At 64.6% G+C, this 22083-nt stretch carries 20 protein-coding genes; 17 read left to right on the top strand and 3 right to left on the bottom strand.

Annotation, left to right across the window (positions count from 1 at the left end; all coding sequences use genetic code 11):
* Positions 1–146: 146 nt before the first annotated feature.
* From PCE31106_RS01980 to PCE31106_RS01970, 3 genes are all read left to right on the top strand, one after another.
* Positions 147–1304, top strand: coding sequence for a DUF3108 domain-containing protein (locus PCE31106_RS01980; protein ID WP_150562219.1), 1158 nt, complete (start codon positions 147–149; stop codon positions 1302–1304).
* 218 nt (positions 1305–1522) lie between these two features.
* Positions 1523–2317 carry a 3-oxoadipate enol-lactonase gene (gene pcaD / locus PCE31106_RS01975; protein ID WP_174974923.1) on the top strand — a complete coding sequence of 265 codons (795 nt, stop codon included), beginning with the start codon at positions 1523–1525 and terminating at the stop codon, positions 2315–2317.
* A 172-nt stretch (positions 2318–2489) separates the two neighbouring features.
* Entirely contained in the window at positions 2490–2747 is a 258-nt protein-coding gene (locus PCE31106_RS01970; RefSeq protein ID WP_017232000.1) for a BTH_I0359 family protein, read from the top strand.
* 134 nt (positions 2748–2881) lie between these two features.
* Here PCE31106_RS01970 and PCE31106_RS01965 read toward each other — a convergent pair whose 3' ends face one another.
* Entirely contained in the window at positions 2882–3274 is a 393-nt protein-coding gene (locus tag PCE31106_RS01965; protein WP_150562217.1) for a rhodanese-like domain-containing protein, read from the bottom strand.
* A gap of 146 nt (positions 3275–3420) precedes the next feature.
* Between PCE31106_RS01965 and PCE31106_RS01960 the strand changes: the two genes are divergently transcribed.
* The 3 genes from PCE31106_RS01960 (at position 3421) to PCE31106_RS01950 (ending at position 8333) form a co-directional block, all read left to right on the top strand.
* Positions 3421–4563 (top strand): homocysteine S-methyltransferase family protein, encoded by a 1143-nt coding sequence (locus PCE31106_RS01960; RefSeq protein WP_017231998.1) that lies wholly within the window; start codon positions 3421–3423, stop codon positions 4561–4563.
* A gap of 116 nt (positions 4564–4679) precedes the next feature.
* On the top strand, positions 4680–7439 hold the full coding sequence (gene metH / locus PCE31106_RS01955) for a methionine synthase (RefSeq protein WP_017231997.1): 2760 nt from the start codon (positions 4680–4682) through the stop codon (positions 7437–7439).
* A gap of 183 nt (positions 7440–7622) precedes the next feature.
* Positions 7623–8333, top strand: a complete 711-nt coding sequence (locus PCE31106_RS01950) for an MgtC/SapB family protein (protein ID WP_150562519.1) — start codon at positions 7623–7625, stop codon at positions 8331–8333.
* A 214-nt stretch (positions 8334–8547) separates the two neighbouring features.
* On the opposite strand, the gene PCE31106_RS01945 is transcribed toward PCE31106_RS01950, so the two are convergent.
* Entirely contained in the window at positions 8548–8874 is a 327-nt protein-coding gene (locus PCE31106_RS01945; RefSeq protein ID WP_017231995.1) for a DUF1840 domain-containing protein, read from the bottom strand.
* 227 nt (positions 8875–9101) lie between these two features.
* On the opposite strand from PCE31106_RS01945, the gene argS reads away from it, so the two are divergent.
* The 6 genes from argS to PCE31106_RS01915 all read left to right on the top strand — a co-directional run bounded on the left by argS (position 9102) and on the right by PCE31106_RS01915 (position 15553).
* Positions 9102–10823, top strand: a complete 1722-nt coding sequence (gene argS / locus PCE31106_RS01940) for an arginine--tRNA ligase (protein WP_437343787.1) — start codon at positions 9102–9104, stop codon at positions 10821–10823.
* Positions 10824–10889: 66 nt separating this feature from the next.
* A complete protein-coding gene (locus PCE31106_RS01935) occupies positions 10890–11561 on the top strand; it encodes an SPOR domain-containing protein (RefSeq protein ID WP_150550932.1) in 672 nt (223 codons plus the stop codon).
* A 249-nt stretch (positions 11562–11810) separates the two neighbouring features.
* Positions 11811–12494, top strand: a complete 684-nt coding sequence (locus PCE31106_RS01930) for a thiol:disulfide interchange protein DsbA/DsbL (RefSeq protein WP_150562215.1) — start codon at positions 11811–11813, stop codon at positions 12492–12494.
* Between the two features lie 46 nt (positions 12495–12540).
* The gene (locus PCE31106_RS01925) at positions 12541–13395 is read left to right on the top strand and encodes an SDR family oxidoreductase (RefSeq protein WP_150562214.1); all 855 of its coding nucleotides are present in this window, start codon (positions 12541–12543) and stop codon (positions 13393–13395) included.
* A 99-nt stretch (positions 13396–13494) separates the two neighbouring features.
* Complete coding sequence (locus tag PCE31106_RS23930; protein WP_174974919.1) at positions 13495–14007, top strand: hypothetical protein; 513 nt, start codon at positions 13495–13497, stop codon at positions 14005–14007.
* A 226-nt stretch (positions 14008–14233) separates the two neighbouring features.
* A complete protein-coding gene (locus PCE31106_RS01915) occupies positions 14234–15553 on the top strand; it encodes an MFS transporter (protein WP_150562212.1) in 1320 nt (439 codons plus the stop codon).
* A gap of 180 nt (positions 15554–15733) precedes the next feature.
* Here the strand turns inward: PCE31106_RS01915 and PCE31106_RS01910 are convergent, their stop codons facing one another.
* On the bottom strand, positions 15734–16816 hold the full coding sequence (locus tag PCE31106_RS01910; protein ID WP_017231725.1) for an MBL fold metallo-hydrolase: 1083 nt from the start codon (positions 16814–16816) through the stop codon (positions 15734–15736).
* Positions 16817–16944: 128 nt separating this feature from the next.
* On the opposite strand from PCE31106_RS01910, the gene PCE31106_RS01905 reads away from it, so the two are divergent.
* The 5 genes from PCE31106_RS01905 to can all read left to right on the top strand — a co-directional run bounded on the left by PCE31106_RS01905 (position 16945) and on the right by can (position 22009).
* Positions 16945–17382 carry a MerR family transcriptional regulator gene (locus tag PCE31106_RS01905; protein ID WP_150562211.1) on the top strand — a complete coding sequence of 146 codons (438 nt, stop codon included), beginning with the start codon at positions 16945–16947 and terminating at the stop codon, positions 17380–17382.
* 242 nt (positions 17383–17624) lie between these two features.
* Entirely contained in the window at positions 17625–18110 is a 486-nt protein-coding gene (locus PCE31106_RS01900; RefSeq protein ID WP_150562210.1) for a PaaI family thioesterase, read from the top strand.
* Between the two features lie 98 nt (positions 18111–18208).
* A complete protein-coding gene (locus PCE31106_RS01895; protein WP_150562209.1) occupies positions 18209–19390 on the top strand; it encodes an isovaleryl-CoA dehydrogenase in 1182 nt (393 codons plus the stop codon).
* Between the two features lie 84 nt (positions 19391–19474).
* Positions 19475–21280: a bifunctional isocitrate dehydrogenase kinase/phosphatase gene (aceK, locus tag PCE31106_RS01890; RefSeq protein WP_150562208.1), complete on the top strand. Its 1806-nt coding sequence runs from the start codon at positions 19475–19477 to the stop codon at positions 21278–21280.
* A gap of 48 nt (positions 21281–21328) precedes the next feature.
* Positions 21329–22009, top strand: coding sequence for a carbonate dehydratase (gene can / locus PCE31106_RS01885; RefSeq protein WP_017231720.1), 681 nt, complete (start codon positions 21329–21331; stop codon positions 22007–22009).
* Positions 22010–22083: the final 74 nt, after the last annotated feature.

Genomic DNA, 22083 nt, shown 5'->3' with positions numbered 1-22083 from the left:
CTGTCGAACCGAGTGCATCGCAATGTGAGATCCTGAGCCCGTGACGTTCCGGTGGATTGTGGCTCGTGCCGTCGCTCGCTAAACGTCGGAATCGCCCGCATTGTCCGTCTCGCCCTTATTGCTCCTTTTGCCAAGCAGTGCCCAACGTGCCTCCGGCCCCCATCGATTCCCAGGACGCGGTCTTGCCGCCCGCTGGCCCGACACCGTCAGCGGCGGCTCGCCAGCGCGGGCTTTGGCGCACGCGTGGATTCGTCTGGGCGGGCGTGATGGCCGCCGTGCTCGCCGTCCATGGGCTCATCGCATTGTGGGTCGCGAGCGACCGGTCGTCGATGGAAGACACGCCGATTCCCGAGATTCCGGTCACGCTGATTCCGCTCAAACCTGTCGCGCCTCCCGCACCGCCGGCGCCGCCCGCACTCCCCGCGCCGTCAGCGCCCAAGCCGGCCGTCAAGCCGCACCCCCGCAAGCTCGCCCCCCCCGTGCCGCGGGCCGCCCCCAATACACTTGCCGCACCGGCCACGGCGAACACGCCCGGGCCGCAGGCGGCCTCGCAGACCGTCGCAAGCGAAGGCGACACGTCTGGAGCGCCCGCCAGCAGCGCGCAAGCCACCTCGCCGCCCGGCCCGCCGCTCACGGCAGCCGCCGCCAATGGCGACAGGTTCGATCCGCCGCCCTCCGCCACGATGGCGTACGACGCGTACATGAACGGCGTGCGCAATCAGACCGGCGAACTGCAATGGGTCAACGCGAACGGCCATTACCGCCTGCGCGTGGCGGTGCCGATCATCTTCTTCGGCACGTTCGAGTTCATCAGCGAGGGCGGTTTTGACGTGAACGGCATTGCACCATCTCGTTATGTGGAAAAACGCGGTCGTCGCGCCGAATACGTCAGTGACTTCCATCGCGATGGCACGCCGATGCTGCACTTCTCGCGCTCCGGCCAGTCCATGCCGCTCGCGCCCGGCGCCCAAGACCGATTCAGCGTGATGATGCAGCTGGCAAGCTATGCGAGAGGCAATCCGGAACGCTACGCGCAGGTCGGCGTGACGCACGAGTTCACGGTGGTCGACACGGACAGCAGCGAAGTCTGGCCAGTGCAGTACGTTGGCCAGGAAACCTTGCGCACGCCGCAGGGCTATGTCGAGACCCGGCACTTCACGCGGTTGCCGCGTAAGGCGGGTGACGAGCGACGCGTCGACATCTGGCTCGCGCCATCGCTCGACTGGATGCCGGTGCGCGTCAAGCAGACCGAGCCGTCGGGCAACGAGTTCGAACTGGTCTTCACACAGCAATCGTCGCCTTGAACCGGCCCGGCCCGGCTCGGACCTCCGGGGCGCTAAACCCCGCGCCCCATTCGTTAGAATTTCGAGCGATGTGCACGTCGCACCGCGGCGCGGCGCAGTGTTGTCCTGCTACTACGGTTCGCCAGCAGAAGTCCAAGGTTCCTGACATAATCAGAAACATCCCACTGCACCTACGCCACTTCGCCAACGCATCGACGAGATTTGGGGGGCCGCTCACCATGAAAGTCAGTGCCAACGGTGCATCGATTCATTACGCGGTGGAAGGCCACGGTCCGTGGGTGACGCTCGCGCATCCGCTGGGCGCGGATCTCACGATCTGGGACGATCTGGTGCCCGACCTCGCGGCCCATTTCCGGGTGCTCCGATACGACAGCCGCGGCCATGGCCGCAGCGACGTCCCCGCCGGCCCTTACACCATCGAACAACTGGCCGCCGACGCGACCGCATTGCTCAATTCGCTGGAAATCCCACAAACGCACTTCGTCGGCATTTCGATGGGCGGTGCCGTCGCGCAACAAGTCGCGCTCGATGCGCCGGAGCGCATCGCCAGCCTGACGTTGATCGACACCACGGCCGGTTACGACGACGCCGACGCGAAGGTGTTTCGCCAGCGCGCCACGCAGGCACGCGAACGGGGCATGAAGGCGCTTGCCGACGGCACGCTCGAGCGCTGGCTGGGCGAGCGCTTCCGCAAGCGCCACCCCGAGGCATCGGAACGCGTTCGCGCGCTGGTGGCCAAGGCGCATCCTGAGGGTTTCGCGGCCGCCTGCGAAGCGCTGGCCGCGTTCGACGTGCGAGCCAGACTGTCGGAAATCGACGCGCCGACCCTGGTGCTGGTCGGGGAAAACGATCCCTCCACGCCGCCGGCCGTCGCGCGACGCATCGCCAGCGGCATCGCCGGTGCCCGGCTGGAAATCGTGCCCGACGCCGCCCATCTGTCGATCGTCGAGCAGAAACAGTTCGTAACCAATGCCCTTGCAACGTTTTTGCTCGGGGCGTCCTCTAACGTGTGAACCAGCAAGCTGCGGGACCTGTAGCGGGATCTTAGACAAGGAGGGCCAAAACCATTGAATTCGTCAGCCGGTGTGCCGATAAGCGAATCATGGGGCACTGCCTCTTGAAATCGCGCCGCGTCGCCCCTATGTGGGTTACTGAGGACCATGCAGGAACACCAGGAGAGTTGCCATGCTCATGATTTACAACAGCCCGAACTACTATGTGGTCGAGTTTGCCGCGGATAACGGCGATCACGCGCTATCTGCCGGTGGCTATGAAATCGTGGACAAAACCGCTGGCCGTGAGATTTTTCTCGACGGCACGCTTGCCCGGCAATTCCGTGAAGAAGTGCAGAAGTTGATCGCCAGCGAGCCCTCCGAGGACGAAGTCGATGAATTCCTCGGCCAGTTCGATACCTTCATGACGAACCCGGTCGTGCTCCACTGACGCCAACACCGCACGCGGTGCCACCACCCACACCCAACCCTCGCCACGGCGAGGGTTTTTTCATGGCGCCGAAGCTTACCGTCATGTCATGCATCACCGCCGTATCCCGCACGGCAATGGCCTCGCGCAGGCCCTCAGCACTGTTCCCACGGGAGTCCTTCGAAGCGCCACCCGTTCACGGCGTTGCGGTGATGGGTGCCGTCCAGATCGCCCTCGAAGCCGTGCAGCACGGCATACACGTTGCGGAACCCGGCCGCCTCGAGCGCCTCGCCGGCCGCAGTGCTCCGGTTGCCGCTGCGACAGATCAGCAGCACGGGACGCTCGCCTCCGGCGCCGGCGAGCTTGCGCACGCTCTGGACGAAATGGGGGTTGATCTCCCAATCCGGGCCGTCGTTCCACGCCACGTGGATCGCCCCGGCCGGGTGTCCCACGAACAAGTATTCCATTTCGCTGCGGCAATCGACGAACAGGGCATTGGACTTGGCTTGCAGAAACTGGTGAGCGGCGCTCGGGAGCAGGAATTCCATATCGTTGGCGAAAGCGGGTCAGGACGGCGCGGCGCGCGCGTCACGAATCGCCGCCGGCGCCGCCCGGCAGGCGGCTGCGCGCGGGCGGCGGGCGCGAAAACCATTACAATTATAGGTTTTCCGGCCACTCCAAGGCGACGTCCGTCATGACCACCGCTAGCCCATCCGCCGCCAACGCCCATACGGGGACCGCATCGACCACGGCTCCGGCCCGCTCGCAGCCGCGCTACACGCGGGGTCAGGCACTGCCCGCGCTGCTCGAATCGCGCATCCTGATTCTGGACGGGGCCATGGGCACGATGATCCAGCAGTACAAGCTGAGCGAAGCCCAGTACCGTGGCGATCGCTTCGCCGACTTCGCGCACGACGTCAAGGGCAACAATGAGCTGCTCTCGCTCACGCGCCCCGACATCATCAGCGAGATTCATCGCAAATACCTTGCGGCAGGCGCCGATATCCTCGAGACGAATACGTTCGGGGCGACGACGATCGCCCAGAGCGACTATCACATGGAGGATCTGGCCGACGAGATGAACCGCGCGTCGGCACGTCTGGCGCGCGAGGCCTGCGATGCCTTCAGCACGCCCGACAAGCCGCGCTTCGCCGCCGGCGCCATCGGTCCGACGCCGAAGACCGCGAGCATCAGCCCGGACGTGAACGATCCGGGCGCGCGCAACGTCGACTTCGACCAACTGCGCGACGCCTACTACGCGCAAGCCAAGTCGTTGCTCGAAGGCGGCGTCGATCTGTTCCTCGTCGAGACGATCTTCGATACGCTCAACGCCAAGGCCGCGCTCTTTGCCATCGACGAGCTTTTCGAAGACACCGGCGAGGTATTGCCGATCATGATCTCGGGCACCGTCACCGATGCCTCCGGGCGCATTCTGTCGGGCCAGACGGTCGAAGCGTTCTGGAATTCGCTGCGTCACGCCCGCCCGCTCACGTTTGGCCTGAACTGCGCGCTCGGTGCGACGCTCATGCGTCCGTACATCGCGGAACTGGCCAAGCTGTGCAACACCTACGTGTCGGTCTACCCGAACGCCGGCCTGCCCAACCCGATGAGCGATACGGGCTTCGACGAGACGCCCGACGTGACGTCGAGCCTGCTCAAGGAATTCGCGCAGGCAGGCCTGGTGAATCTGGCGGGCGGCTGCTGCGGCACCACGCCGGAACACATCGCGGAGATCGCGAAGGCGCTGGCTGACGTGAAGCCGCGCCGCTGGCCGTCGCAATATCGCCCCACCGGCGGCGGCGACGGCACGGATGGCAACGACGGCGACGACGCCTGAGCGGCGCCAGCGTCCGCCCGACGAAGACAAGATTGATTGCAGCAAGTCCGGCGCGCCGCCGTCGCCTCTCACGCACGAGGCACGGCCAACGCGCCAACCACTGAACGGATTGCCCCATGAGCCAAACGCCCTTCCTGACGCCTGTCGAATCCGTCGAGCCAGTGCAGCCGATGCGCCTGTCCGGCCTCGAGCCCTTCAACATCGGCGCGGGCACGCTCTTCGTCAATGTCGGCGAGCGTACCAACGTCACGGGTTCGAAAGCGTTTGCGCGCATGATCCTGAACGGCCAGTTCGATGAAGCCCTCGCGGTCGCCCGCCAGCAGGTCGAGAACGGCGCCCAGGTCATCGACATCAACATGGACGAGGCGATGCTCGACTCCAAGGCCGCGATGGTGCGCTTTATGAACCTGATCGCCTCCGAGCCGGACATCGCGCGCGTGCCGATCATGATCGACTCGTCGAAGTGGGAGGTGATCGAGGCGGGACTGAAGTGCGTGCAGGGCAAGGCCATCGTCAACTCGATCTCGCTCAAGGAAGGCCGCGAAGCGTTCGTGCATCACGCCAAGCGGATTCGCCGTTACGGCGCCGCCGCCGTGGTCATGGCCTTCGACGAACACGGGCAGGCCGACACCTACGCGCGCAAGACGGAGATCTGTGCGCGCAGCTATCGCGTGCTCGTCGACGAAGCGGGTTTTCCGCCCGAGGACATCATCTTCGATCCGAACATCTTCGCGGTGGCCACCGGCATCGAAGAGCACAACAACTACGCTGTCGACTTCATCAACGCCACACGCTGGATCAAGGCGCACCTGCCCGGCGCGAAGATCAGCGGCGGGGTGTCGAACGTTTCGTTCTCGTTCCGCGGCAACGACCTCGTGCGCGAAGCCATTCACACCGTGTTCCTGTACCACGCGATTCAGGCGGGCATGGACATGGGCATCGTCAACGCCGGTCAGCTCGGCGTGTACGAGAACCTCGATCCGGAACTGCGCGAGCGCGTTGAAGACGTGGTGCTCAACCGCCGCGACGACAGCACCGAGCGTCTGCTGGAAATTGCCGAGCGCTTCAAGGGCGGCGCGCAGCGGCGCGAAGAGAACCTGGAGTGGCGCAACCAGCCGGTCGAAGCGCGTCTCGCGCATGCGCTGGTGCATGGCATCACCACGTTCATCGTCGACGACACCGAAGAAGTGCGCCAGAAGATCCACGCCGCGGGCGGCCGTCCGATCCAGGTGATCGAGGGCCCGCTCATGGACGGCATGAACGTCGTGGGCGATCTGTTCGGCGCGGGCAAGATGTTCCTGCCCCAGGTCGTCAAGAGCGCGCGCGTGATGAAGCAGGCCGTCGCGCATCTGGTACCGTTCATCGAAGAGGAAAAGGCGCGCATGGCCGCCGCCGGGGAAGACGTTCGCTCGAAGGGCAAGATCGTGATGGCCACGGTCAAGGGCGACGTGCACGACATCGGCAAGAACATCGTGACCGTGGTGCTCCAGTGCAACAACTTCGAGGTGGTGAACATGGGCGTGATGGTGCCCTGCGCCGACATCCTCGCCAAGGCGAAGGAGGAAGGCGCCGACATCATCGGGCTGTCGGGTCTCATCACGCCGAGTTTGGAAGAGATGGCCTACGTCGCCTCCGAAATGCAGCGCGACGATTACTTCCGCCTGCGCAACATTCCGCTGATGATTGGTGGCGCCACGACGTCGCGCGTGCACACGGCCGTGAAAATCGCGCCGCACTATGACGGCCCCGTGATTTACGTGCCCGACGCGTCGCGCTCGGTGTCGGTCGCCTCGAATCTGCTGTCGGACGAAGCCGCCGAGCGATACCTCGAAGAGGTCAAGACGGATTACGAGCGCGTGCGGGCACAGCATGCCAATCGCAGGGCCACGCCGATGGTCTCGCTCGCCACGGCGCGGGAAAACAAGTTCAAGATCGATTGGTCGACGTACGTCCCGCCCAAGCCGAAGTTCATTGGCCGGCGCGTGTTCAAGAACTACGACCTGGCCGAACTGGCGGACTACATCGACTGGGGCCCGTTCTTCCAGACGTGGGATCTGGCCGGCCCCTTCCCCGCGATTCTCAGCGACGCGATCGTCGGCGAGTCGGCCCAACGCGTCTTCGCGGACGGCAAGGAGATGCTGGATCGCATGATCAAGGGCCGCTGGCTGACGGCCAACGGCGTGATCGCGATGCTGCCCGCCAACGTGGTCGGCGACGACGACATCGAAATCTATACGGACGAGTCGCGCTCGGAAGTCGCTTTCACGTGGCATAACCTGCGACAGCAAAGCGAGCGGCCCGTGGTTGACGGCGTGCGTCGCCCGAACCGCTCACTGGCCGACTTCATCGCGCCCAAGGACAGCGGGGTGGCGGACTACATCGGCGTGTTCGCGGTCACGGCAGGTCTCGGTGTCGACGCCAAGGAAGCCGGCTTCCTCGCCACACACGACGACTACAGCGCGATCATGCTCAAGGCATTGGCCGACCGACTCGCCGAGGCGTTCGCCGAGTGCATGCACGCGCGCGTGCGTCGCGAGTTCTGGGGCTACGCCAGCGGCGAGCAGCTGGACAACAATGCCCTCATCAAGGAAGCGTACGTCGGCATTCGCCCGGCCCCGGGCTACCCGGCTTGCCCCGAGCACTCCGTCAAGGGACCGATGTTCCACTACCTGCAAGCCCATGAAGTCGGCATGAGTGTGACGGAATCGCTCGCCATGCTGCCCGCCGCGAGCGTCTCGGGCTTCTACCTGTCGCATCCGGACAGCACGTACTTCAGCGTCGGCAAGATCGGCCCCGATCAGGTCGAGGACTTCATGGAACGCGCCAACGTGGACGAGGCCACCGCCCGGCGCCTGCTGGCCCCGCAACTGTCGTAATCGCATGCCTTCGCGTGACCCGGTGGGCGGCATGACGACTGCACGCCGATGCCGGTGTCACGCCCCTGTCGCAACCGACGCGTAGTGTCCCGCCCGTTCGGGCTGAGCCGGCAGATCGGATCCTCGGCCACCGGCGCCTTGCCATCTGTCGACCGGCTCACTTCGAGAGGTTCCATGCACGCATTGCAAAGCATTCAGAATTTCCACCTCCTGCCGCTGCTCAACACAGCCATCTCGCTGCTCGTCGCATTCATCCTGGGCACGATCATCGGTGTGGAGCGTCAGGTCCGCCAGCGCACGGCCGGTCTTCGCACCAACGTGCTCGTGGCCGTGGGGGCCGCCGCCTTCGTCGACTTGTCGATGCGGCTCATGCCCGGCGATACGCGCGTGATTGCCTACGTCGTGTCGGGGGTCGGCTTCCTCGGGGCCGGCGCCATCATGAAAGACGGCGCCTCGGTGCGCGGCCTGAACACCGCCGCCACGTTATGGGGCTCGGCCGCCGTGGGCGCCGCCGCCGGGGCCAGTCTGATCGTCGAGGCGGTTGTCGTGGCGGGGTTCGTGCTGGCCGCCAATACGTTGCTGCGTCCCGTTGTGAACCGCATCAACCGCGCCCCGATCAACGAGGCGACGTCGGAGGCGACTTACGCGCTGTCCGTCATCTGCGCCCGCACGACGCAACGAGAAGTGCTCGACAAGGTGGAAGCCTGGCTCGAAGCGTCGAACTATCCCGTGCGCGCGCTCGATATTCACCCGTTCGGCGAAGCCGACGTCGAGATCGAAGCGCTGTTGCTGCCCACCGCCGTGCAGGCTGGCGAACTCGACGCTCTCACCGATCATTTGGAAACGCTGCCGGGGGTGAATCAGGTGTTCTGGTCGAGCCGTTCGGACGACTAGGGGAAACATGCCGAGTGATGCGCGATGACGGCCCATGTGAGGGCGTCGCCGCATCGATCGCTGGCACTGAAAGTTGCAGATTCCGGGACGGGGAACTCACGCGAAAGCGAGAGGGTTGGCGAGCGACGCGCTCGGACGAGGGGCGCGTCGTGCCGGACGAGGGGGGGCGCCTGCCCTGCGCTGTCTGCGAGGGCCTGCCGTTGCCTTCGACCGCTTAGCGGCGGCCAGTCTCCCACATCACGGCGACGTTTTCCTTGCGGGACTCGCGCAGCATATCGAGCAGCGGATACGCACGTTGCGCCAGGCGCAGACGATCCTCTTCCTCTCGTTCGCCGGACTTCTTGCCTTCGTTTTCCTTCTTCGCGGCGGCATTGTCTTCCGCGATGGCGGCTTCCAGCTTCGCAATGGCCTCGCCCATTTCGTCCTCGCCGATGGCACCGCGCTCGCCAAGCTTCTTGCCGACCAGCCCGAGCAGAAACTGCGCGAGATTTTCCAGCATGGTGATTGTGGGCGAAGCGTGCGACTTGAACGTTACCAGCATGGTTGTCTCCCTATTGGCGTTGTGACCCCCTCCGCCGCCCCGAGCGCATGTCACGCAACGCGTGGGATCAGCGGGTACCGTGACTTCATCATACACCTGTTAAAATCCGGTGCTGACGATTCAATTGCCTGTCCGGACGCGTCCGGACGCACCCGAAACACCCGCCAATGCTACCTGCACAAAAGAATGCTCTCGTCGCGCTGATCGGCGACCTCGTCGCCGGTCTGATGCCCGCAGACGGCACTGCGACCCCCGCGCAAAATGCGCCGGCCTTGCCGACTATCCTGCTCGAACGCCCGAAAGTCGCCGCGCATGGCGATCTGGCCTGCAACGTGGCAATGCAACTCGCGAAGCCGCTGCGCGCCAATCCGCGCGAGCTGGCCCAGAAGATTGCCGACGCCATCCTCGCCGACGCCCGCGCGAGCGGACTCGTCGACGCGGTTGAGATCGCCGGCCCCGGCTTCATCAACCTGCGTCTGGCCAACGCCGCGAAGCAGTCGGTGGCGCGCGCGATCCTGACCGAAGGCGCCGCCTTCGGCCACTGCGCTGTGCGCCACGACGACGCGCCGGTGCTCGTCGAGTTCGTCTCGGCCAACCCGACCGGCCCGCTGCACGTGGGTCACGGCCGTCAGGCCGCGCTCGGCGACACGATCTCGGCGCTGCTGGGCACGCAAGGCCATCCGGTCCATCGCGAGTTCTATTACAACGACGCCGGCGTGCAGATCCAGACGCTCGCCACCTCGGTGCAGGCGCGCGCACGCGGCCTCAAGCCGGGCGACGCCGAGTGGCCGGAATCGGCCTACAACGGCGACTACATCGGCGACATCGCACAAGACTTCCTCGCACGCAAGACCGTGCAGGCCTCCGACGGCGCCCCGGTCACCGGCAGCGGCGACATCGAGGACATCGATTCGATCCGCGCATTCGCCGTGGCCTATCTGCGCCGCGAGCAGGACATCGATCTGCAGACCTTCGGTGTGCGCTTCGATCAGTACTACCTCGAGTCGTCGCTCTATGCCGACGGCAGTGTCGAGCGCACGGTGCAGGCGCTCGTCGACGCGGGCGTGACGTACGAACAGGACGGCGCGCTGTGGCTGCGCACGACCGATTACGGCGACGACAAGGACCGCGTGATGCGCAAGTCCGACGGCACGTACACGTACTTCGTGCCGGACGTTGCCTATCACACCCGCAAGTGGGCGCGCGGCTTCCATCAAGTCATCAACGTGCAGGGGTCGGACCACCACGGCACTATCGCCCGCGTGCGCGCGGGGTTGCAGGCCCTGGGCATCGGCATTCCGACGGGCTACCCCGACTACGTGCTGCACAAGATGGTCACCGTCATGCGCCACGGCGAAGAGGTGAAGATCTCCAAGCGCGCGGGCAGCTATGTGACCGTGCGCGACCTGATCGAGTGGTCGGGCGGCATCACGGCCGAAACCCCGATTACGGATCCGGCCGAGCGTGAAGCCGCCCTGCGCCGTGGCCGCGACGCCGTGCGCTTCTTCCTAATTTCGCGCAAGGCAGACACCGAATTCGTGTTCGACGTGGATCTCGCGCTCAAGCAGAACGACGAGAACCCGGTGTACTACGTGCAGTATGCGCACGCCCGCATCTGCTCGATCCTCACGCAATGGGGCGGCGACGACGCCCGTTTGGCCCACACCGACCTCGCGCCGCTCGACAGCGAACGCGCGCTCGCGCTGCTGCAACTGCTCGCCGAATACCCGGACATGCTCACACGCGCGGCCGAGGAACTTGCGCCGCACGCCGTGGCCTTCTATCTGCGGGATCTGGCGGGGGCGTTCCACTCCTTCTACAACGCCGATCGCGTGCTGGTCGACGACGAGACCGTCAAGCACGCGCGTCTGGCGCTGCTGGCGGCCACGCGTCAGGTGCTGCGCAACGGTCTTGCCGTGCTGGGCGTGTCGACCCCGGCCAAGATGTAAGCCCCAGTTATCCAACCCTTCCGAACGGCAAACGCATCGGAACTCTGTAAGGACGGAATCGACTCGATGGCAAACACACGTCGGCCTCCCCGCCAGCGGGGCGGTACTTTTCTGGGCATCGTGCTCGGCCTTATCGTTGGGCTGGCCGTTGCCGTCGTCGTCGCGCTCTACATCACGAAGACGCCGACCCCATTCGTCGAAAAGACGCCGCCGCGCCCGGCCGATAACTCGCCGGCCGCGCAAGCGCCCGATCCGAACAAGTCGCTGCAGCCGCGCACGCCGCTGCCGGGCGCCGCGTCGGCCGTGGCCGGGCCGGAGTCGGCCTCGCAGGCCGTGACGTCGCCGCTCGTACCCGGCACACCGGTCACGTCGCCCACCGCGTCCGCGCCCACGGCACCGGCCCCGACAAAGCCGTCGCCCGCCGATATTCTCAGCGGCAAGTCGACGGTGCCGGTCGCGCCGCAGACCACGCCGCCCGCCAGCGCGACGGACACCGCCAACACGGGCTACTACCTGCAAGTCGGCGCATTCAAGTCGCAGAGCGACGCCGAGCAACTGCGCGCCAAGTTGGCGCTCTCGGGCTTCGAGGCGAAAGTCACGCAGCGCGATGCCAACGGTCTGACGCTCTACCGCGTGCGCCTCGGCCCGTACGGCAAGCTCGACGAGATGAACCATGTGCGTCAGCGCCTGCAGGATGGTGGCTACGATACGGCCGTGATCCGCTTCACGAAGCAATAAACGCAAGAGGCGTTGCTCGATAAGGACAACGCCTTTTGTTTCGTCGCCCGGCACCGCGTCGCGCCCGTGCGGAATGCATGCCTCACCGGCGGCATCGTTCGGGAAACGCCGGGGTTGCCGGGAGGTTGAACCCGGCAGCGCGGCGCTGGTCATACGCACTAGCTTATCTGTCTGAATCCGGGATATGGTTTCGCAGGAACGCCGGCCAACCGATGGCTGGCGCGTCTGCCTCACTCCTCAACAACGATCATGAAAAAACTTCTTGGTACCGTTCTGCTGTCTTTCGGTTTCCTTTGCGGCGCCGCCTCGGCCTCGCCCGAAGCCCCGGTCGCGGGAACCGATTACCTGGTGTTGCCGCAAGCACAGCCCACGTCGGCCGGCGCGGGCAAAATCGAAGTCACCGAATTCTTCTGGTATGGCTGCCCGCACTGCAATGCGCTCGAACCGTCGCTGGAAGCGTGGGTCAAGAAGCAAGGCAAGGATGTCGTGTTCAAGCGCGTGCCGGTCGCCTTCCAGGACCGCTTCGAGCCGCACACCCGTATGTTCTACGCACTCCGCGCGCTGGGCCGCGAAGGCGAACTCACGCCGAAGGTCTTCAACGAGATCCACGTCAAGCACAACTATCTGCTGACGGCGCAGACCCAGGCCGACTTCCTCACGCAGTTCGGCATCGACAAGCAGAAGTATCTCGACGCCTATAACGGCTTCTCGACCCAGGCCAGCGTGAAGACGGCCAACAAGACGTGGCAGGACTACAAGATCGACGGCGTGCCGACGATCGCGATCCAGGGCAAGTACCTGGTCTCGCCGGCCACCTCGGGCGACGCCCTGCAAAAGGCCGGCAAGCCGGCCACGACCGAGCAGCAGACGTTCGATGCGGCGCTCAAGACGGCCGACGCCATCATCAACCAGATCCGCGCGAAGAAGCTGTAAGCTTCGCCGCTCACCCAGCCCGGCCCCGGCCGGGCTTTTGCATTAGATGGCAACACACACGACATCACCGAAGGTCTTTATCACGGGCGCCTCGAGTGGATTGGGCGAAGCACTCGCACGCCACTACGCGGCGCAGGGCGCCATCCTCGGGCTGGTGGGCCGACGCGGCGACAGGCTCGCCGATCTGGCCGCCTCGCTCCCCCATCCGCATGCCGTACATAGCTACGCGCTCGACGTGCGTGACGCGCTCGCGTTGCGCGCGGCGGCCGACGACTTCATGGCGCGTCACGGCGTGCCGGACATCGTTATCGCGAATGCCGGCATCAGCCACGGCGTGACGACTGAAGACCCGGCCGATCTGCCGCACTTTGCGTCGGTCATGGCCACCAACTGGCTGGCGATGGTGGCCACGTTCAGCCCCTTCGTCGCGCCAATGCGCGAACGCAAGCACGGCACGCTCGTCGGTATCGGCAGCGTGGCCGGTGTGCGCGGTCTGCCCGGGCATGGCGCCTACAGCGCATCGAAGGCCGCCGCGATGACGTACCTCGAAAGCCTGCGAGTGGAATTACGCGCCGCCAAGGTCGCGGTCGTGACGATTGCGCCCGGCTACATTCGCACGCCAATGACGGATGGCAATCCGTTTCCGATGCCGTTCCTGATGCCCCCGGACACATTCGCGCGCAAGGCGGCCGCGGCGATTGCTCGACGCAAGCGCTTCGTGGTGCTGCCGTGGCCAATGGGCGTGGTGGCCTGCGTCATGCGATGCCTGCCGCGCTGGCTTTACGACATGCTCTTCGCCCGTGCGCCGCGAAAGCCACGGTTGTCCGAGCGCAACGTACAAAACGCCCCCTCGGCCCATGCCGACCCGCCGCCCGACGATCCTTCAACAGGCCCCAAATAGCGGCCAACGCAGGGATATTCCCCAAATCTAAGGGTGAAACCGGGGGAAGCTGAATGTCACGCGTTACATTGCTCCGAATCCCTAACGCGCGACGTCCCCATGAACGCCATGTCAACGCAAGCCGCGTCACGCGCTTGCCCCAATCGCGGCGTCGCGCTTCATCGACGCATCACCCTCATCCTTAGCCTGCCGCTTGCCCTGATGGTTTCCGGGTGCGCGGCGTTGGATCCCGGCAACTGGCAAATCGTCGGCCCGCCGGAATCGTACATCCGCCCCGCCCCGACCCTCGTCGCGCCCGCCCCCATGGTCGTCGCCCCTGCACCGGTGATCGTGACGCCGGCGCCCACCATCATCGCGCCCGCCCCCTTGATCATTGCACCGCGACCGCCCGTCGTCATCGCGCCCACGCAGCCATATATCGTCGTGCCGCAGGCGCGACCACGCACATCGCGCGATGCCGCTCACTTCCTGAGCGAGAAATGCTATCTGCAGAAGGGCGGCTGCTACACCAGCGAATACCGGGAAGGCTACGAGTTCAACCCCTACACCGGCACGTGGGAATGGGTCGGTCAACGAGACTACCGGTGGAAAGGTAGCCGCGGGAATCGATAGTCCGACAGGCCCACGTTTCTCCCTTGGAACACGCCGCCGGCCGCCGTGGCAGCGCGGATTATTGAACCGTTGTGGTGCATTGCGAACCTGCGCTAGAGTGCTTGTGTAACTTCGATAGAGGTACACACGACGTTAAACCGGTCTTGCCGTCAGCGAGCGGACGGATGTCGACGGACGTTAGCAGACCGATCCGACTGCGGCACGCCCAACCAAGCAGGAGAGGCATATGCAGGCAACCCCCACCGGCGCGCCGGTCATCGATCCGGCACTGCGACGCAAAGCGGTGATCGGTTCCACGCTGGGCAATGCATTCGAGTGGTTCGACTTTACGGTCTACGGTCTCTTCGCGGTCATCATCGCGAAACTCTTCTTCCCTGCGGAAAACGATACGAACTCGCTGCTCGCGAGTGTGGCGTCGCTTGGCGTAGCGTTCTTCTTCCGTCCCATCGGCGGGCTCGCATTCGGTTTGTACGCCGACCGGGCCGGGCGCAAGTCGGCGCTCTCGGTCATGGTGTTGCTCATGGCGCTGGGCACGGGCCTGATCGGCATCGCGCCGACGTATGCGGCGATCGGCTTCGCCGCGCCGCTGCTTATCCTGCTGGCACGCGTCATTCAGGGCTTCTCGGCGGGCGGTGAATTCGGCGGCTCGACGGCCATGCTCATCGAGTTTTCGCCGCCTCACCTGCGCGGCTTCTACGGCAGTTTTCAAATGTGCTCGCAGGCACTGGCCGTCGCGTTCGCCGGGCTGTGCGCGTATGTGCTCAACACGTCGCTCACCAAGGAAGCACTCGAATCGTGGGGCTGGCGTCTTCCGTTTCTGTTCGGGATTCTGATCGGTCCGGTGGGCTTTTATATTCGACGTCGCATGACCGAGTCGCCAGAGTTTCTGGCCTACGCGGCCGCGCGTGCACCGACCCGCCGCACACCGCTCGCCGACGTCTTCTCGCATCACTATCGCGCCCTCATCGCCGGCTTCGGCCTGACGGTTGCCGCAACAACGTCGTTCTACGTCACGCTGATCTATACACCGATCTACGCAGTCAAGCAGTTGGGATTGACGCAGGGCGCCGCGAGCCTGTCGACGTTCATCGCCGCCATGCTGATCGCCGCGCTGTGCCCGCTCACGGGCTGGATTTCGGATCGCGTGGGCCGCAAACCGCTGATTCTGCTGTTCGTGCTGCTCTATGGCCTGACGTCGTTCTGGATGTTCACGCGGCTGCACGGTGCGCCGTCGATGGGCAATCTGCTGCTCGCGCAGATTCTGCCGGCCGTCTGCATGGGCTTCGTGTGGGGCGCGTTCCCGACGGCGGTCACCGAGGTGTTCCCGGTCGGCGTGCGCTCGACGGGCGTCTCGATTCTCTACAACGTCTCGGTGATGTTGTTCGGCGGTCTCGCGCCGTTCTGGATCACCTACCTGATCAAGGCGACGCAGAACCCGCTGGCCCCCGCGTATTACATTCTGATGACGGTGACGATCAGCCTGGTGACGTACGGTTTGCTCGGTCGCGACGGCCGCAACACGGCGGCATCGACGCAGCACGCCTGACGTCGCACGCGACGCCGAAAACACGCGCGCAAAAGCAATGCCCCGGCGACCTGATTCGGTCACCGGGGCATTGTTTTGTGGCCAACCGATCCGGTCGGCCGCTCATACGCGACGCTCATGCCTGTCGCTCGCACCTGCCGCGAAGGCCGGTCGTCGTGCAGGTCGGTCACGCAGGTCCGATCAAACCGGGGAAAAGCGCCAGACGCCCTTCGCATCCTGCTCGCGCTTGAGTTCCCCCGAACGCCAGAGCATGTGCAGGTGCGCCAGCGCTTCGCCCATGGCGAAGGTGGTCTGGTGCGCATCGAGCTTGCGATGGAACATGATCGGCACGATATCGCCCGCGCTTTGCGGCGACCGGGCGCAGGCGTCGCGCACTTCCTGCAGCCGCGCGGTGTGGTGATCGCGCAGTTGGCCGATGCGGGTGTGCAGTCCGGTGAACGGCCGGCCATGCGAGGGCAGCACGAGACAATCGGCGGGCAGATCGAGATAGACGCCGAGCGAGTCGAGGAACAGTTGCAGCGAGTTGGCTTCGGGTTCGATGTCGAAGACGCTGACGTTGGTCGAGATGCGCGGCAGCACCATGTCGCCGGAGATGAGCACGTTGTGCTGTTCGGAGTACAGCGCCATGTGCTCCGGCGAGTGGCCGTAACCCGCGATCAAACGCCAGTCGCTGCCGCCGATGCGCAGGGCCTCGCCATCGCGCAAGCGGAAGAAGCGCGACGGCACCTCGGGCACGAGGTCGCTGAAGTAGGTCTTGCGGTGGCGGATCTGGTCGATCATGGCCTCATCGGCGAGACCATGCGAAATAAAGTGCGCCACGGCGAACTCTCCGCCGGCATTGGCGGCGTTGTTGTTGACGGCCTCCGACATGAGGCGGCCCCATGCGTAGTCGCCCTGCGACATGGCGAGCCGGGCCGACCAGCGGGGTTTGTCGCCGCCCTTGCAGATCCAGTGCGCGAGGCCGAGGTGATCGGGGTGGCAATGCGTGACGACGACACGCAGAACCGGCTCGCCGCCGAGCGCGTTCTCGAACACTTGTTCCCAATAGGCCTTGATCTGCGGATGGGTGATGCCGCAATCGACGACGGTCCAGCCTTTGACGCCGTCGATATCGTCGCGCAGCAACCACAGGTTGATGTGATCGAGCACGAACGGCAGCGGCATGCGCACCCAGAAGACGCCTGGCGCCACTTCGTGCACGGTGCCGCCTTCCGGCAAGAATTCTCCGAGGGGGTAATTCAGTTGTTGTTCAAGGGCATTCACGAGGACCACGCTCCAGATGGACTTGTTCTGTCGTTATCGGTTAACGCCGTCACCGATTGCATAGGAAGCAACTTGACGCTAACGTAAACGGCAATTCTATCTGCAATGGTAAGCACCTGCTTAACCCGATGCTCACATACACGATTACCGAGCTTGCCCGCGAGTTCGACATTACGCCCCGCGCGATCCGTTTCTACGAGGATCAGGGGCTGCTCACACCGGCCCGCGAAGGTCCTGGCGGGCGCCACCGCGTCTACACCGGGCAGGATCGCACGCGCCTGAAGCTGACGCTGCGCGGCAAACGTCTCGGACTCACGCTCTCGGAGATCAAGTCGATTCTCGATCTCTACGAGTCGCCCAAGGATACGGTGTCCCAGCTTCGCGTGTTCCTCGAAACGCTGTCCCAGCATCGGCAGGTGCTTGAGCAGCAACTCGAAGACCTTCACGCCACGCTCGACGAGGTCGCGCAACACGAAGCCCAATGTCTCGCGCTGCTCGAGGCTGCCGGCGAAGCCGCACCCGCCGACGTCGCTCAACGGTCGAAAACGACGGCCGTGTCGCACTGATTCGTCAGGTTTCGACTTCTGTTTCGGCCTTGGCGTCGGCCCCGGTTTCAACCACTTATTGCCCCAACCCACCCAAACCCGGCCCAACCCGCCTCAACCCGCCTCTCCCTGCATCCTGTCCGGGGTCGCCTCCCGCCCGGCCGACCTTCGCGCTTTCGATGCTGGAAAGCCCTTACTTTACGTTTACGTAAACGTAAAGTAATATCTGGGCACTCGGCTTTGTCCGTACTTTCGCTCCCACCATGGCCAACCTCCCTGTCTCTCACGCTGCACCGCTCGACGACGCCGTCGCCGCAAAAATCCGCGCCAGCTTCGACAAACAGGGCGTCATGACGCATTGGGGCGCGCTGCTCTCGCATCTTGCCGACGGCCACTGCGAAATCTCGCTGCCGTTCTCGGACAAGGTCAACCAGCAGCACGGCTTTTTCCATGGGGGAGTGATCGGCGCCATCGCAGACTCCGCCGGCGGCTACGCAGGCTACACCCGCATCTCGCCGGACCAGGAACTGGTCACCGCCGAATACAAACTGAACGTTCTCGCGCCCGGCAAGGGCGATACACTGATCGGACGCGGCCAGGTCGTGAAAGCCGGTCGCACGCTGATCGTCGCCACCGCCGAACTGTTCGTTGTCGACGACGACAAATGGACGCTTTGCGCACTGATGCAGCAAACGCTGTTCGTGTTGGCGGCAAGTCCCTCGGCAACGTCGTCTCCCAAGACTCGCTGAGCGCCCCCGCCACCGGATCACCGAATCAACCTCATTAGCCGCACCATCGAACCCATGCGCGGGCTAACGGCCACGCGCCACCCTCTGGAGACTGTGTCATGACCCTGTTGCCCGGACTCAATTTCATGCTCGGCGAAGACCTCGATATGCTGCGCGAATCGGTCGCGAACTTCGCGTCCAAGGAAATCGCCCCGCGCGCAGGCGAAGTGGACCGCACCGACCAGTTCCCGATGGACCTCTGGCGCAAGATGGGCGACCTCGGCGTGCTCGGCATGACGGTTTCGGAAGAGTACGGCGGCGCGAACATGGGCTATCTGGCCCACATGATCGCGATGGAGGAAATCTCGCGCGCCTCGGCGTCGATCGGCCTGTCGTATGGCGCGCACTCGAACCTCTGCGTCAACCAGATCCACCGCAATGGCACCGCCGCGCAAAAGGCGAAGTACTTGCCCAAGCTGGTGTCGGGGGAGCATATCGGCGCCCTTGCGATGAGCGAGCCGAACGCCGGCTCGGACGTGGTCAGCATGAAGCTGCGCGCCGAGAAGCGCGGCGACCGCTTCGTGCTCAACGGCACAAAGATGTGGATCACGAACGGCCCGGACTGCGACACGCTGGTCGTCTACGGCAAGACCGATCCGGAAGCGGGCGCCCGCGGCATGACGGCCTTCCTTGTCGAGAAGGGCATGAAGGGATTCTCGGTCGCTCAGAAGCTGGACAAGCTCGGCATGCGCGGCTCGCACACGGGTGAGCTGGTGTTCGAGAACGTGGAGGTGCCGGAGGAGAACGTGCTGGGCCAGGTCGGCGGCGGCACGAAGGTGCTCATGAGCGGCCTGGACTACGAGCGTGCGGTGCTCGCCGGCGGCCCGCTGGGCATCATGCAGGCGGCCATGGACGTGGTCGTGCCCTATATCCACGACCGCAAGCAGTTCGGCCAGTCGATCGGAGAGTTCCAGCTCATCCAGGGCAAGGTCGCGGACATGTACACGATTCTGCAGGCAAGCCGCGCGTATCTCTACGCGGTGGGCCGCCAGCTCGATTCGCTCGGTCGCGATCACGTGCGTCAGGTGCGCAAGGACTGCGCGGGGGTGATTCTGTACACGGCCGAAAAGGCGACGTGGATGGCCGGCGAGGCAATCCAGATTCTGGGCGGCAACGGCTATATCAACGAGTACCCGGTCGGCCGCCTGTGGCGCGACGCGAAGCTTTACGAAATCGGCGCGGGCACGTCGGAGATCCGCCGCATGCTGATCGGCCGCGAGTTGTTCGCGGAAACGATGTAAGCCCACGACACATCGACTGACATTCAGGCGCAGGCAGCGGCGCTACAATCCCTTGAGATCGCCCCTGCGCCTGTCCCGACCGGTATGAATCACTTCCCGAAACTCCTGTCGTCGCAGTTTGCTTACGATGTCGCCCGCACGATGCTGGACGGCTTCGACAAGCATTACCGCATTTTCCGCGATGTATGCATCGCGGCGCAGGCGTGTTTCGAGGCGGGCGATTTCATGGGTATCCAGAAGCTCCAGCGCGACCGCATCGCCTATTACGACGAACGCGTGCGCGAATGCGTCGTGACGCTCGAAGACGAGTTCGACGCCCAGTCGCTCGACGACGATGTCTGGCAGCAAGTGAAGCTGCATTACATCGGCTTGCTCACCGAGCACCGTCAGCCGGAGCTGGCCGAGACGTTTTTCAACTCGGTGTGCTGCAAGATCCTGCACCGTTCGTATTTCAACAACCGCTTCATCTTCGTGCGCCCCGCCGTGGCGACGGAGTACATCGAGAACGACGCGCCCGCCGCGAAGCCGACGTATCGCGTCTATTACCCGGCGCAAGACGGCATGGCCCCCACGATTGCGCGCATCGTCACGAATTTCCAGCTCAAACGCCCGTTTGCCGATCTGACGCGCGACGTCGGTTATGTGATGCGCGCCCTCGATGAGACGCTCGGCGACTTCGTGCCCGCGCCGAATTTCCAGATTCATGTGCTCGCGTCGCTGTTCTTCCGGAACAAGGCCGCCTATATCGTGGGACGTATCGTGAACGGCGATGTGACCACGCCCTTCGCCCTGTCGATCATGCACGACGCGAACGGCATGCTGGCGCTCGACGCCGCTCTGCTGCGCCGCGAGGAACTCCGCGTGGTGTTCGGCTTCACGCACGCCTATTTCATGGTCGATATGGAAGTGCCTTCGGCCTACGTGCAGTTCCTGCGCACGATCATGCCGGGCAAGCCGAAAGCGGAGATCTATACGTCGGTCGGTCTGCAGAAACACGGCAAGAACCTGTTCTATCGCGATTTTCTGCATCATCTGAAGCATTCGAGCGACCTGTTCGTGAGCGCGCCGGGCATTCGCGGGCTGGTCATGCTGGTTTTCACGCTGCCCTCGTATCCGTATGTCTTCAAAGTGATTCGCGAGCGCTTCGCGCCGCCCAAGGAAACCACGCGCGAGCAGGTGAAAGCGAAGTATCTGATGGTCAAGCAGCATGATCGCGTGGGCCGGATGGCCGATACGCTGGAGTTCTCGAGCGTGGCCTTCCCGCGCGCGCGTTTCGACGACGCCCTGCTCGCCGAACTCCAGCGCGAAGTGCCCTCGCAGCTCGAAATCGACGGCGACGCCCTCGTGATCCGCCACTGCTATATCGAGCGCCGCATGACGCCGCTCAATCTGTGGCTGCAAACGGCATCGGACGCCGACGTCGACCACGCCATGCGCGAGTACGGCAACGCGGTGAAGGAGCTGATGGCGGCGAACATTTTCCCCGGCGATCTGCTGTACAAGAATTTCGGTGTCACGCGCCACGGCCGGGTGGTCTTTTATGACTACGATGAACTGGAATATCTGACGGATTGCCACATCCGTCGAGTGCCGGAACCCCGTAACGAAGAAGAGGCGATGTCGGGGGAAGTCTGGTACCGTGTAGGCCCGCACGACGTGTTTCCGCAGACGTTCGAGACGTTCCTGACAGGAGACGCGCGCGTGCGGCACTCCCTGAGCCAGCATCATCCGGATTTTTTCGACCCCGGCCTGTGGCAGGACTACCAGGACCGGGTGCGAGCCGGACAGATGCACGACTTCTATCCGTACGATGTCTCGCTGCGTTTCGTCAATCGCTACGGCGCCGGCCACGGTGCCACCAGCGCCCCGCCCCGCGCGGCGGCCGCTTGAGCATGCAATGTCTCGCAGCACACGACACGTTCACCGGATGACACCATCATGACCGAAGACAAAGACCAACCTCTTCTCCATCTGCTCGATAACAACCGCGCCTGGGTCGCCAGCGTGAACGCGGAAGATCCCGCATTTTTCGAGCGGTTGTCAAAGCTGCAAACGCCGGAGTACCTCTGGATCGGCTGCTCGGACTCGCGCGTGCCGGCTAACCAGATCACGGGCCTCGCGCCGGGCGAAGTGTTCGTCCACCGCAATATCGCGAACGTCGTGGTGCACAGCGATCTGAACTGTCTGTCGGTATTGCAGTTCGCCGTCGAAGTGCTGAAGGTTCGCCACATCATGGTGGTCGGCCATTACGGTTGCGGCGGCGTAGGCGCGGCGCTCGACGGCGCGAAGATGGGCCTCGTCGACAACTGGCTGCGCCACGTGCGCGATGTGTACGAGCGCCACGTCGAGCAAATCGACGCGCTGCCGTCGCGCGACGCCCGTCACGACCGACTGTGCGAACTGAACGCCATCGAGCAGGTGGTCAATATCTGTCATACGACGGTATTGCGCGACGCCTGGGCTCGCAATCAGCCCGTAACGGTGCACGGCTGGGTGTACGGCCTGCGCGACGGGCTGGTGCGCGACCTGCGCATGTCGGTCAACAGCCTCGAAGCCCTGCCGCGCATTTACGACCGCTGCGTGGCCGCGATGGCCGAATTACGCAATCCGCGCGCCTGAGCGAGCCACCTTGCCCGGCCACGCCGGACACCCCTCGCCGGGCGCGCGGACGATGCAAGGACTGAAGCATTGGA

The sequence above is a fragment of the Pandoraea cepalis genome (assembly GCF_902459665.1).
GTDB lineage: Bacteria > Pseudomonadota > Gammaproteobacteria > Burkholderiales > Burkholderiaceae > Pandoraea > Pandoraea cepalis.
This window is presented reverse-complemented; position numbering and strand designations above follow the sequence as displayed.